This is a genomic window from Paenalcaligenes sp. DL 309 (assembly GCF_057475285.1).
Window position 1 is genome coordinate 331,566 of sequence record NZ_JBYBKW010000001.1, and the last position, 12,322, is coordinate 343,887.

Below are 12,322 nucleotides of genomic sequence, written 5' to 3' on the forward strand. Positions count from 1 at the left end.
TGTGGAAACTTCCACTTGTAAAATGCGGGCCGTGCCCGCATTCCATCTAGTCTACATCCGCCGGATACACCCCATCGGCATCATGCACTTCTGTGCCCGACACAGGTGGGTTAAACACGCAGATCAAACGCATGGGCTCTTTGCCGCCGCGCAGGTAATGCTCATCGTGCTCATTTAAAGCATAGACAATACCAGGCTTAATAGCGTATTTTTTGCCATCAGCCACGGTTTCAATCTCGCCATCACCTTCAACGCACCACACAGCTTCTAAGTGATTTTTATAATGAATATGGGTTTCCGTACCAGGGAATATAGTGGTTTCATGAAAGGAAAAACCCATGCCATCACTTTTCAGTAACACTCGACGGCTCATCCAATTATCTGTGCGCACTTCGCGCTCGGTACCAATCACATCTTTTACATCGCGAACTATCATGAAGAAAGCGCTCCTAATTTAACAACTTTTGCAGTACGTGGGGTTTGGGCCATTACCTCACCCACACTTTTCTCTAATATATGTAGACCTTTTTTCAGTAAATCGGTCTCAATGGTTAGGGCAGGTAACAACTTAATGACTTCATCATGGGCGCCCGAGGTTTCTATAATTAAACCCGCCTCAAAACAACGTTTTGTAACCTCACCAGCAATATCTGAACCCGCAGGTGTTACCAAGCCCTGAATCAAACCACGACCGCGTACACTTAAACCTGAACCCGGGTAGCTATGCACCAAGTTTTCTAACCAATCGCGCACAATGACTTCTTTAGCCTGAATCTCTTTACTAAAGCTATTATCTGCCCAGTATTCATTTAAAGCATGCGTTGCGGTGACAAAGGCCAAGTTATTACCACGGAAAGTACCACTATGAGCACCTGGCTTCCAGATATCTAACTCAGGCTTAATCAGCACCATAGACATGGGCAAACCATAGCCGGAGATAGATTTAGATAAGGTAATAATATCGGGCTGAATACCCGCTGTTTCAAAGCTAAAGAACTTACCAGTACGACCACAACCTACTTGGATATCATCCACAATGAAGATGATCTCATGCTCTTTACAAAGCTTATCTAAGGCTTTTAACCAACGAGTAGTGGCAACGTTTACACCACCTTCACCTTGAATGGTTTCTACAATCACCGCAGCCGGCTTATCTAAACCACTGCTAGGATCTTCGAGTAGACGCTCTAAGTAAGCCGTAGTATCTACATCAGGACCTAAATAGCCATCATAGGGAATAAAGGTGGTGTCTTGTAGATCAACGCCAGCAGCTTGACGGAATTTCTGGTTAGCAGTAACAGATAAAGAACCAATGGAGACGCCATGGAATCCATGAGTAAATGAAATTACATTTTGCCGCCCAGTCACTTGTCTAGCGAGTTTTAAGGCTGCTTCAACAGCGTTAGTGCCGGTAGGACCGGTGAACTGCAAGGTGTAATTCCAATTACGAGGTTTTAATAGGTGCTTATCTACCGCTTCTAAAAATGCTTTCTTAGCGTTAGTTGCCATATCTAAACCATGGACTACGCCATCGCTTTGCACATACTCAATGAGCTTTTCTTTCAAAATCTCATTGTTATGCCCGTAGTTTAAGCTACCTGCACCGCTAAAAAAATCTACATATTCTTTGTCAAACTCATCACGCAGGATTGAGCCCTTAGCATAAGTAAACACGACGGGAAATGAGCGAATATAACCGCGCACTTCCGATTCCATACGATCAAAAATAGTTAAATCAGACATGTTCTCTCCTAATTATTTTCTTTATAAAGTGGCCCAATGCGTAGCAAGGGCTCGACTTGTGGCTCTACAAAATGTTTTTCTTCAAAAAATGGGAACTCTTCAATTGCGGTGTTATGCCGTTGCGCTAGGCTTTCAAACACCCGCCTAGATGCCTTGTTATCAGGGTCTACTGTAGTCTCCACATAACGAATGGCATTTATAAGATGAGGGCGAGATAGCAATTGATCCAGCATACGTTGTGCTAAGCCACGACCACGCATAGATGCATGCACCGCCACTTGCCATACAAACAACGTATTGGTTTTTTGAGGATGTACGTAGGCCGAAATAAAGCCCACAAGCCGATCTTGATGCTGTACTACGATGCAACTTTCTGAAAAGTGTGAGCAAAGCAGTAAGTACACATAGGTAGAGTTTTGATCAAGGGGTGGGCTATCAACAATAAGCTGCTGTATGGCCACCCCATCGCCAATGTCTGGCGAGCGAAAAAGCAGTGGGTCTGCGTCCTCGCTATCTTTTACGGATGATGCTTTTTTGGTATGTATTGTCAAACCACCAAACCCGATTCCGGCGGCACAGCGCCCTCGGGTATCTCCAATAAGGGGGATGCGGATTGCCCGACCTCTAACTCCGCTTCCGAATCAATTAATGCCACCACTCGCTCTAAGGCCGTTGTAATTTGTAGCTGCTCTGCTTCGGGCAGCTGCTGCAACGCATCACTTAGGGTTTGCTGCAACGGCGAGGGGGTACTTTTTGCTAATTCTTTGCCTTCTTCTGTGGCGCTAACATACACAATACGACGATCTTCACGACACCGTTCTCGTACCACCAGGGCTTTATCTTCTAAACGGTCAAGTACTCCTACTACAGTACTTGGACTTACATGCATCTCACGACTAATCATGGTAGCAGTAAGTGGCCCTTTATCTATAACGGTACGTAAACAAACCAATTGCGGGGCTGTAATTTTACTACCCGCCGAAAGTTGGCGTGAATGCAGTGCAATAGAACGTGTAATACGTCTTAAGGCCCGCAAAATACGTAAATCGTACTGATCTTGTGTTTTCATTTAGCTTTCATATTCCACAGCGCAAATAATCATTTCAACTGAAATCATATTATCTAGAATGATTATTGTCAAATCAAAAAAAAGGTTGCCTCCTAAGGACAACCCACCAAAAAGAACAAAATTAGGCGGTGCCACCTACCGTTAAGCCATCAATACGTATAGAGGGCATACCCACTCCTACAGGCACACTTTGCCCTTCTTTACCGCAGGTGCCTACGCCTGAGTCTAAGGCCATATTATCAGCGATCATAGAAACTTTATTCATGGCTTCAATGCCTGATCCTATAAGGGTTGCACCCTTAACTGGATGAATCAGCTTACCGTTTTCTATCAGCCAAGCCTCCGAGGCAGAGAACACAAATTTCCCACTAGTAATATCTACCTGCCCTCCACCAAAATTAGCCGCATAAATCCCTTTTTTTACTGAAGCTATCAACTCATCCGGATGGTGCTGACCGTTTAACATGTAAGTATTTGTCATACGTGGCATCGGTAAGTAAGCATAAGACTCACGTCTACCATTACCGGTGACAGGCACACCCATTAAATCTGCATTGAGCTGATCTTGCATATATCCAGTTAACACACCGTCTTCAATGAGTACATTACGCTGGGTGGGATTACCCTCATCATCAATATTTAAAGAGCCTCTACGATTAGCTAAAGTGCCATCATCCACTACGGTAACCCCTTTAGAGGCCACTTGCTCGCCAATTCTATCGGTAAACACACTGGATTTTTTACGGTTGAAATCACCCTCTAAGCCATGACCCACTGCTTCGTGCAGTAATATACCGGGCCAACCTGCTCCTAAAATAACCGGCATTTCGCCAGCAGGTGCAGCCTGAGCTTCTAAATTAACTAGGGCTTGTCTAACGGCCTGATTCACGTACTGCTCTAATATGGCATCATCAAAATAAGCTAAATCAAAACGGCCACCACCGCCAAAGCTGCCACTTTCTCTACGACCATTTTGCTCAGCAATAACTGTAACCGACAAGCGTACTAAAGGACGTATATCAGCGGCTAAGCGGCCATCACTGCCTACCACTAAAACGGTATCACAGGTAGCGCCTAAGCTGGCCATGACTTGATCCACACGTGGGTCTTTAGCTCTAGCCATTTTTTCTACTTTTTCTAATAGAGCGACTTTTTGCGGAGCCGTTAGACTATCTACCGGATCATTAGGCACATAAATAAGTGGCCGCGCAGGCTGGCGGCTGGTTATATTAGGAACGGTGCCTTGCTGCCCTTGACGAGCAATGGTACGCACTGCGTGGGCGGCACCCAACAACGCCTCTTTACTTAAGGTATCTGAATATGAAAAAGCCGTCTTTTCACCGCTAATAGCGCGCACACCTACGCCCTGATCAATATTAAAACTGCCTGACTTTACAATGCCTTCTTCAAGGCTCCAACCTTCACTACGTGAATATTGAAAATATAAGTCAGCATAATTCACTTTATGCGCAAAAATCTCAGATAAACTACGCTGTAAATCATCTTCAGTTAAACCCCATGGGCTTAATAAAACAGACTTAGCTGTCTGTATGGCGTCAATAGCCGCCGATTTCTGTGTCATTTAATATCCTTTTTAATTCTACAACCCCGCTATCAGTATAGGTGGGGGTCAATCTACTAACCACAATAGCCTTTTACAATCTCAAGAATCGCTTACAGCAAAGTAAAGAAACACAATACATTTTTATATTAGGTAAAATAGCGTTAGAATATTAATATACAAATACACTCTACATACGCTATAGATTTGTTAGTACTTAATACTGAAACACCAAAATACTAAACACAGGAATTACAATGCCTCAAGAATCCTTCATTAATGAAAAACAAGAGATTGAAAAACAGATTAATAAATTAAAGCGAAAAATGCGCACTTTACATTCACGCCAGCGTCGCCCGGTAATTACGTCTATTATTCGCTCTATGCTTGAGTATGAAATTACTCCTGAAGAAATCGCCCAAGCTTACGAAAAACGTAATAAACGAGGCAGCGCAAAAAGTACTGCACCTGCCCGTTTCAGGAATCCAGAAACAGGAGATACCTGGACTGGCCGCGGCCGCCCTCCACGCTGGATTGTGGATGCTGAGGCTAAAGGCCAGCACCGCGATCAGTTTTTAATTCAAGACAAGAAGTAGCTAATAAAAATCAATATATAATATATGAAAATGTAACTTTATTTAATATAAAATATACAATCTATAATCTATAACTGTATATCTGACTAAGCGTAATCGTAATTCAATTACTGGTTGCGCTTTATTTTTATATATTGTGTTTTACCATTCATTCCAGGAAAATCAGTAAAAGCAGCGCGTGCTAAGTAAGGCATTGCTTCCATGAGGTTGTCACTGCTACTTTCGTGAATAGCCGTTACGTTATATATCTCAGCCATCTCTTTTTCTTTATCATTAATAATCACTTGTAGTTTATTATGATAAACACTTACAGGTACATACATTAAGGGTGGGCTATAAAACACACCACCAAAACTACGATCATACCCATAACCAAAACCTCCCCACATAAAGCTATTAGGATAAAAGCCATTATAATAAGGGTCAGCAAAACGCTCTGTCATTTCTTGAGACATGGGATTGCTATAGAGTATTCTCACCTGAAGACGACTATCAGGCCCTCCTTCAACCAAACCAACCGCTCCCATCGCTACGCGCACATTATCAGCCACGGCTTGATACTGCAAACGATTCAGACTTTCTGGTGCGGGCTGTATAAAATAAGGAGCATTAAACGCCGTGCCAGGCCAATTTTCATAGGTAGTCACTTTAGCAGACCAAGTATTGGCGCAAGCACTTAATAAAAGTAACGTAAGCAACGCCATTATTTTTTTAATCATCTCGACTCCTTTCACTCTTTCAAGCAAATAACCATCTTAAAATCCAGCCGATGAATCCAAGCATACTACGTGAAGATTACACGCCTTATCCCTATCATATTCCTCATTTACAGCTAAACTTTAAACTTGATATTTATCAAACAATAGTACGCAGTCATTTCCAAGTTCATACTGAAATGCCAGGCACTCCTTTGGTATTAGACGGTGAAGCTTTGGTTTTGCGTCATATTTGGGTAGATGGCGAAGAATTAAAACCACACGAATATCAATTAAATACACATAGTCTTTCTATCCCTTTACAAAAAACAAGCCATCTCATTGAAATAGAAAGCCAATGTGAGCCATCAACTAACACTACCTTAATGGGCTTGTACCAATCAGGGCAACAGCTATTTACACAATGTGAAGCGGAAGGCTTTAGACGTATTACCTGGTTTGCAGACCGTCCAGACGTACTTAGCCGCTACACCGTCACGCTTAGCGGCAACCAATCTCAATTCCCGTATATGCTTTCTAATGGCAATTTAATTAGCACAACGGAATTAGCTGATGGCATGCACCAAGCCATTTGGGAAGATCCCTTTGCCAAGCCTTCGTATTTATTTGCCGTCGTAGCGGGTGATTTTGACTGCCGTGAAGAACGCATCACTACCGCGTCTGGCCGGGAAGTTTTATTACAGCTATACAGTGACAAAGGCGATAAACCAAAAACTGCCTGGGCTATGCAAAGCCTAATTAATGCCATGAGGTGGGATGAGCAACGTTTTGGCTTAGAGCTTGACTTAGATCGATATATGATAGTGTCTGCTAGTGATTTTAATATGGGTGCCATGGAAAACAAAGGCTTAAATGTGTTTAATGCCGCCTATGTATTAGCTCAACCCGAAACTACCACCGATCAAAGCTATAGAGATATTGAAGCAGTTATCGGCCACGAGTACTTTCATAACTGGACTGGGAATCGCGTCACCTGCCGCGATTGGTTTCAATTATCGTTAAAAGAAGGTTTAACTGTTTTTAGAGAGCAAGAATTCAGTGCTGACATGCTCGCGGTAGGCTTAGAAGGAGCCGCGGCAACTAGTGCTAAAGCGGTTAAGCGTATTGATGATGTGAGCTTACTGCGTATGGCGCAATTTCCTGAAGATGTCGGCCCCATGGCGCACCCTATTCGCCCGAATAGCTACGAAGAGATCAGTAATTTTTATACCGCCACCATTTACGAAAAAGGGGCGGAAGTCATACGTATGTTCCATACCCTTTTAGGCGAAGACGGCTTTCAAACTGCTTTAAGAAATTATTTAACTACATTTGACGGCCAAGCTATTAGTTGTGATGATTTTATGGCGGTAATGGATCAACAATATCAGCAACAATTCCCTGGTGAAGACCTTCAAGCTTTTACTGGCTGGTATGAGCAAGCGGGCACACCCCACATTAGCGTTGATCTCGATTACGATGCCAGTTTACACAGCGCCACCCTAACAGTTACTCAAGATAACCCACCGGTGGGCATAGAGCTCTTAGCTGAACCTATGAGCCCAAAAGCCCCTTTACTAATTCCATTTAAAGTGGGTTTTTTAGATGAACAAGGTAAAACCCAAACAGTACAATTTGGCAGTCAATTAAATCATGAGTTTATGCTGCGGGTAGATCAAGCAAAACAGCAATTTGTGTTTAAACAAATAACTAGCCGTCCAGTGATATCTTTATTACGGGATTTCTCTGCTCCCATTACTGTTAGCATGCAGCGCTCTCAGGACGATCTTACCACTCTAGCTAAACATGACGATAACGCCTTCGCCCGCTGGCAAGCCATACAAGAACTCGCTAGCCAAGCAATTACTGATAAAACTAAACAAGCCGCTCTAGTCGAGGTATGGCAACAACTCATTGCTTCCACCGATCTTTCAGCAGCGTATCTAAGCCAGGTTTTAGTATTGCCGTCTGTACGTCAACTTTTAGCGCAGCAAACCCCTATAGACCCTCTTAATACCTATGCTGCTCATGCTGAGCTAAAGCAACATTTAGCCAAACACTTTGCTGCGAACTGGTTGAGTCTTTATCATAAACATCAGGCACCAACAGCTGCAAAGGAGTACAGCCCTAACGCTTTATCTGCAGGTAAGCGTGCCTTTAAAAACCTAGCGTTAAAACAACTAGTTATCGCCAATCACCCTGACGCTTTAACGTTAGCACAGCAGCAATACCAGACCGCCACTAATATGACGGACCAATGGGCGGCTTTTAGTTTAATTGTGCATTATGCTGATGCAAAGAGTCGTCAAGCTGTCTTGGCGGATTTTTATGCACAATGGCAGCACAATCCTTTGGTTATAGATCGCTGGTTTAGTGTGCAAGCCTGCGCGCCTTATTTTGATGCGACCCAAGCCTTACAACTACAACAGCATCCTGATTTCACGCTCCGCAACCCTAATCGAGCACGGGCCTTACTCTTTCAGTTTTGCACAAATAACATACTTCACGTCCATACCGAGGCAGGCTACGATTTTTGGCGAGATCAGGTGTTAGCCTTAGATAAATTAAACCCTGAAATGTCCGCTCGTCTCTGCCGTGTCTTTGATATTTGGGCACACTATGCAGAGCCATTGCGCGCAAAACTACAGCAACGTTTACAATCTATAGCGGCACAAAGCAATATTTCTGCTAATGTAAATGAAATCATCCAAAAAGCATTAACTATAGATATAGACAGCAAATAACATGTACTTAAAAAAGAATTTAACCCATTATCTCGTAGAGCAACAACGTCAACACGATACCGTGACTGCTGACGTACGGCTCTTAATAGAAACCGTAGCGCGCGCTTGCAAAGCCATTAGTCACGCCGTGAGTAAAGGTGCACTAGGGGGCGTTTTAGGTAGTTTAGACTCCGAAAATGTGCAAGGTGAAGTGCAAAAAAAGCTGGATGTGATGTCAAATGAAATTTTGTTAGAAGCCAATGAATGGGGCGGTAACTTAGCCGCTATGGCCTCTGAAGAAATGGATACCTTGCATCGTATTCCGGACCACTTCCCTAAAGGCAAAAACTTATTACTTTTTGACCCTTTAGATGGCTCGTCAAACATTGATGTTAACGTATCTATAGGTACTATCTTCTCTGTACTGCAGCTGCCCAAAGAGTCACACGGCAGAGATGTACAAGAAGCGGATTTCTTACAACCTGGTGTTAAACAAGTGGCTGCTGGCTATGCCGTTTATGGTCCACAAACCATGCTAATACTCACCGTAGGTGCTGGTGTAGTAGGCTTTACCTTAGACCGCGAAACGGGCTCCTGGGTGCTTACCCATCCGGAGATTAAAATCCCCGAAGAGACGGCTGAGTTTGCCATTAATATGTCTAATCAACGTCATTGGCACCCCGCTATTAGCCAGTACATAGAAGACTGCTTAGCCGGCACGCAGGGCCCACTGAAGAAGAATTACAATATGCGCTGGATAGCTTCTATGGTGGCCGATGTACACCGTATTTTAAGCCGCGGCGGTATTTTCATGTATCCCACCGATAAGCGTGAATCAGTACGTAATGGCAAACTACGACTCATGTATGAGGCCAACCCTATGAGCTTTATTGTAGAGCAGGCCGGCGGTGCCGCTATTAATGGCAGCACCCGTATTTTAGATATACAGCCTACTGAACTACATCAGCGTGTGGGTGTAATACTCGGTTCTAAAAATGAAGTGGCCCGCGTACAGCAGTACCACCTCAACTCCGAGCCTTAATCTAAAGTGAGTACGGTGGCACCCGTCGTTTGACCCGCCGCCAAAGCCTTATGCGCTTGTGCTACGTCTTTTAAAGGCACTCGCTGGCCAATATTCACCTTTATCTGCCCAGCTACCACTAAGTCAAACAACTCAGTGGTAGCGGCTTGCATCGTTTCCAAAGTAGGCACATAGCTACCAATCATGGGGCGCGTCACATACAAAGAGCCTTTTTGCGCCAAAATACCTAAATTCACGCCTGTTACAGGACCAGAAGCATTCCCATAACTCACCATCAGCCCTCGGGGCTGTAAGCAGTCTAAAGACCGCTCCCACGTAGCCGCTCCCACACCGTCATAAACCACGGGTAGCATTTCCCCTTCAGTTAATTCTCGTACCCGCTGCACTACGTCTTCTGTTTTGTAGTTGATCACTTCCCAAGCGCCATGTGCTTTGGCCAAAGCCGCTTTTTCAGGACTGGAAGTGGTACCTATAAGCTTGACCCCTAAGGCTTTAGCCCATTGACAAGCAATCAACCCTACGCCCCCTGCTGCCGCGTGAAATAAAATCGTTTGTCCGGGCTCTAAGCGGTAAGTCTGTCTAAACAAATACTGTACTGTTAACCCTTTAAGCATCATGGCTGCGCCTTCTTCAAAGCTAATTTGCTCAGGCAATTTCACCACTCGATCTGCGGGCAAACAGTGCGCTTCAGCATAAGCGCCTAAGGGTCCTTGGCCATACGCTACTCTGTCTCCCACTTTCACATGTTCCACGTCTGCACCCACGGCTTCCACCAGCCCCGCTCCCTCAAAACCTAAGCCATGAGGTAAACCGCCTGGGTAAAGGCCATCACGCACATAAATATCAATAAAATTTAAACCTACAGCTTTATTGCGTACAAGAACTTCATTGGCCTTAGGGCTAGCTAAGGGAATGTCTACCCATTGCATGACCTCAGGGCCACCATTTTCTTTAATTTGGATGGATTTAATGGTTGTCATTATTTGTTCTCCTTAGATTTATTAATACATACGCTCACGCTCTACCAAACCACTTACAACTTGATTTTGCAAGAAGGCCTTAATTTTAGCCTGTATTTGCTCTGCCGTCGGTTCACGCAAAGACACACCGGCTATATGTGGCGTAATGTGTACCTTAGGATGGCTCCAAAACACGTGTTCAGCAGGTAAGGGTTCTGTATGGAATACGTCTAAGAGAGCCCCTGTCAAATGACCTGAATCTAAAGCCGCTACTAAGTCGTCGTCCACCACGTGCCCACCACGCGCCATATTGATAAAAAAACTATCTGCAGGTAACTGCGATAGATGCTGGGCATTAATAATGCCCTGAGTTTCTGATGTCAAAGGTAAAACATTAATTAAAATACGACTCTGCGTTAAAAAATCAGGTAATTGCTCAGTGCCAGCAAATAGCTGAATATTATTTGGTGCTGGACGTGGCGTACGCACCCAAGTAGAAACCGGATAACCTAAGCTTTGCATTACTTGAGCGACTTTCTCACCGATTTGCCCAAATCCTAACACTCCTACCGGCCACTGATGGCGGTAAATGGGCGCTGCCTGCTGCCATTGCTGATTTTGTTGTTGTGGGCCATAAGAGGCAAAGCGTTGGGTGGCTAATAAAACGCCATATACAGCATATTCCGCCATCTGTGCTGCCATTCCTGCATCTTCTATACGATATACTGGCAGCTCAGCGGGAATAGCGGAAAAATCAATGGCATCCACTCCTGCACCTATATTAAAAATCGCTTTTAATTGAGGTTGATCTATAAAGAGCTGCTTAGATGGCCGCCACACCACCGCAAAATCCGCTTTTACGGTATCCCCCACATCATCCCAACACACAATGCGCCAATCCGGTTGCAGCTGTTGAAATACCTTAGCCCACTGCTGACACGTCTTTGGACGTCCTACGGCTATTATCACAGTCGTTTTTGCCATCTATAACTCTCCTTATTGTCTATTCCCACGTGGCTAAAGTCACAGGGGATTACGACGAAACGAATAATAGGCTTACAATAGCCTATAGTTATACAATTAAGACTAAACAGTGTAATTCACGCCATAGGTTAAGGGCAGAGTAAACTATTACCCCCTTCTCCTTTTTATTGACTTTTTTCTTTTGGGACTTGTTATGGCCGGTCACAGTAAATGGGCTAATATCCAACACCGCAAAGGGCGTCAAGATGCAAAACGCGCTAAAATTTGGACAAAAATCATCCGTGAAATCACGGTAGCAGCACGCGAAGGTGGCCCTGACCCAGAAGCAAACCCACGCTTACGTCTAGCCACCGATAAAGCCGCAGCCGCTAATATGCCTAAAGACAACGTTAACCGCGCTATACAACGTGGGGCAGGCGGAGCTGAGGAAGGTAATTACGAAGAAGTACGTTATGAAGGGTATGGCGTAGGTGGAGCTGCAGTAATTGTGGATTGCCTAACAGACAACCGCAACCGTACCGCACCCGAGGTGCGTCACGCCTTTAGTAAATTTGGCGGTAATTTAGGCGTAGATGGCTCCGTGGTGTTTCAGTTTACGCATTGTGGGCAGTTTATTTTTGCGCCGGGCACTAGCGAAGAAGCCGTAATGGAAGCCGCTCTAGAGGCCGGCGCCGATGACATCATCACTGATGAAGAAGGCTTAATCGAAGTGATTTGTGAGCCTACAAATTTCACCGCAGTTAAAGATGCTTTTGCTGCCGCAAACCTCACGCCTGAAGTTGCCGAAGTCACCATGAAAGCCGAAGCAGAAACTGAACTAGAAGGCGAAGAGGCTGAGCAAATGCAAAAAATGCTTGACGCACTGGAGTCCTTAGACGATGTGCAAGAGGTGTACACAACGGCCGTCATGGACGAAACCGAATAATTTTTTAATTGGTAAATCTTATACT

The 12,322-nt window shown here is 44.5% G+C and carries 12 protein-coding genes; 4 read left to right on the top strand and 8 right to left on the bottom strand.

Annotation, left to right across the window (positions count from 1 at the left end):
• Nucleotides 1-46 precede the first annotated feature (46 nt).
• The 5 genes from AC2UZJ_RS01535 to tldD form a co-directional block, all read right to left on the bottom strand.
• Nucleotides 47-436, bottom strand: coding sequence for an ectoine synthase (locus AC2UZJ_RS01535; RefSeq protein ID WP_486948354.1), 390 nt, complete (start codon nucleotides 434-436; stop codon nucleotides 47-49).
• Nucleotides 433-1,743: a diaminobutyrate--2-oxoglutarate transaminase gene (ectB, locus tag AC2UZJ_RS01540; RefSeq protein WP_486948355.1), complete on the bottom strand. Its 1,311-nt coding sequence runs from the start codon at nucleotides 1,741-1,743 to the stop codon at nucleotides 433-435. The genes AC2UZJ_RS01535 and ectB overlap by 4 nt, the downstream gene beginning before the upstream one ends.
• Before the next feature lie 8 nt (nucleotides 1,744-1,751).
• On the bottom strand, nucleotides 1,752-2,294 hold the full coding sequence (gene ectA, locus AC2UZJ_RS01545; RefSeq protein ID WP_486948356.1) for a diaminobutyrate acetyltransferase: 543 nt from the start codon (nucleotides 2,292-2,294) through the stop codon (nucleotides 1,752-1,754).
• Entirely contained in the window at nucleotides 2,291-2,812 is a 522-nt protein-coding gene (locus AC2UZJ_RS01550) for a MarR family winged helix-turn-helix transcriptional regulator (protein ID WP_486948357.1), read from the bottom strand. The genes ectA and AC2UZJ_RS01550 overlap by 4 nt, the downstream gene beginning before the upstream one ends.
• Before the next feature lie 121 nt (nucleotides 2,813-2,933).
• Nucleotides 2,934-4,394 carry a metalloprotease TldD gene (gene tldD / locus AC2UZJ_RS01555; protein ID WP_486948358.1) on the bottom strand — a complete coding sequence of 487 codons (1,461 nt, stop codon included), beginning with the start codon at nucleotides 4,392-4,394 and terminating at the stop codon, nucleotides 2,934-2,936.
• 236 nt (nucleotides 4,395-4,630) lie between these two features.
• Here tldD and AC2UZJ_RS01560 point away from each other — a divergent pair, with 236 nt between their 5' ends.
• Nucleotides 4,631-4,969: an H-NS histone family protein gene (locus AC2UZJ_RS01560; protein WP_486948359.1), complete on the top strand. Its 339-nt coding sequence runs from the start codon at nucleotides 4,631-4,633 to the stop codon at nucleotides 4,967-4,969.
• 107 nt (nucleotides 4,970-5,076) lie between these two features.
• Here the strand turns inward: AC2UZJ_RS01560 and AC2UZJ_RS01565 are convergent, their stop codons facing one another.
• Nucleotides 5,077-5,688, bottom strand: coding sequence for a DUF4136 domain-containing protein (locus AC2UZJ_RS01565; RefSeq protein WP_486948360.1), 612 nt, complete (start codon nucleotides 5,686-5,688; stop codon nucleotides 5,077-5,079).
• Between the two features lie 50 nt (nucleotides 5,689-5,738).
• Here AC2UZJ_RS01565 and pepN point away from each other — a divergent pair, with 50 nt between their 5' ends.
• Nucleotides 5,739-8,408, top strand: a complete 2,670-nt coding sequence (pepN, locus tag AC2UZJ_RS01570; RefSeq protein WP_486948361.1) for an aminopeptidase N — start codon at nucleotides 5,739-5,741, stop codon at nucleotides 8,406-8,408.
• 1 nt (nucleotide 8,409) lies between these two features.
• Nucleotides 8,410-9,429: a class 1 fructose-bisphosphatase gene (locus tag AC2UZJ_RS01575; protein ID WP_486948362.1), complete on the top strand. Its 1,020-nt coding sequence runs from the start codon at nucleotides 8,410-8,412 to the stop codon at nucleotides 9,427-9,429.
• Here the strand turns inward: AC2UZJ_RS01575 and AC2UZJ_RS01580 are convergent.
• Both AC2UZJ_RS01580 and AC2UZJ_RS01585 read right to left on the bottom strand, forming a co-directional pair.
• On the bottom strand, nucleotides 9,426-10,409 hold the full coding sequence (locus AC2UZJ_RS01580) for a quinone oxidoreductase family protein (RefSeq protein WP_486948363.1): 984 nt from the start codon (nucleotides 10,407-10,409) through the stop codon (nucleotides 9,426-9,428). The genes AC2UZJ_RS01575 and AC2UZJ_RS01580 overlap by 4 nt on opposite strands.
• Before the next feature lie 21 nt (nucleotides 10,410-10,430).
• On the bottom strand, nucleotides 10,431-11,372 hold the full coding sequence (locus AC2UZJ_RS01585) for a 2-hydroxyacid dehydrogenase (RefSeq protein ID WP_486948364.1): 942 nt from the start codon (nucleotides 11,370-11,372) through the stop codon (nucleotides 10,431-10,433).
• A 193-nt stretch (nucleotides 11,373-11,565) separates the two neighbouring features.
• Here AC2UZJ_RS01585 and AC2UZJ_RS01590 point away from each other — a divergent pair, with 193 nt between their 5' ends.
• A complete protein-coding gene (locus AC2UZJ_RS01590; protein WP_486948365.1) occupies nucleotides 11,566-12,297 on the top strand; it encodes a YebC/PmpR family DNA-binding transcriptional regulator in 732 nt (243 codons plus the stop codon).
• Nucleotides 12,298-12,322 lie beyond the last annotated feature (25 nt).

Coding starts and splice junctions, on each gene's coding strand:
- AC2UZJ_RS01535 (WP_486948354.1), bottom strand. CDS start 436: ATGATAGTTCGCGATGTAAAAGATGTGATTGGTACCGAGCGCGAAGTG.
- ectB (WP_486948355.1), bottom strand. CDS start 1,743: ATGTCTGATTTAACTATTTTTGATCGTATGGAATCGGAAGTGCGCGGT.
- AC2UZJ_RS01550 (WP_486948357.1), bottom strand. CDS start 2,812: ATGAAAACACAAGATCAGTACGATTTACGTATTTTGCGGGCCTTAAGA.
- tldD (WP_486948358.1), bottom strand. CDS start 4,394: ATGACACAGAAATCGGCGGCTATTGACGCCATACAGACAGCTAAGTCT.
- AC2UZJ_RS01560 (WP_486948359.1), top strand. CDS start 4,631: ATGCCTCAAGAATCCTTCATTAATGAAAAACAAGAGATTGAAAAACAG.
- AC2UZJ_RS01565 (WP_486948360.1), bottom strand. CDS start 5,688: ATGATTAAAAAAATAATGGCGTTGCTTACGTTACTTTTATTAAGTGCT.
- pepN (WP_486948361.1), top strand. CDS start 5,739: ATGAATCCAAGCATACTACGTGAAGATTACACGCCTTATCCCTATCAT.
- AC2UZJ_RS01575 (WP_486948362.1), top strand. CDS start 8,410: ATGTACTTAAAAAAGAATTTAACCCATTATCTCGTAGAGCAACAACGT.
- AC2UZJ_RS01580 (WP_486948363.1), bottom strand. CDS start 10,409: ATGACAACCATTAAATCCATCCAAATTAAAGAAAATGGTGGCCCTGAG.
- AC2UZJ_RS01585 (WP_486948364.1), bottom strand. CDS start 11,372: ATGGCAAAAACGACTGTGATAATAGCCGTAGGACGTCCAAAGACGTGT.
- AC2UZJ_RS01590 (WP_486948365.1), top strand. CDS start 11,566: ATGGCCGGTCACAGTAAATGGGCTAATATCCAACACCGCAAAGGGCGT.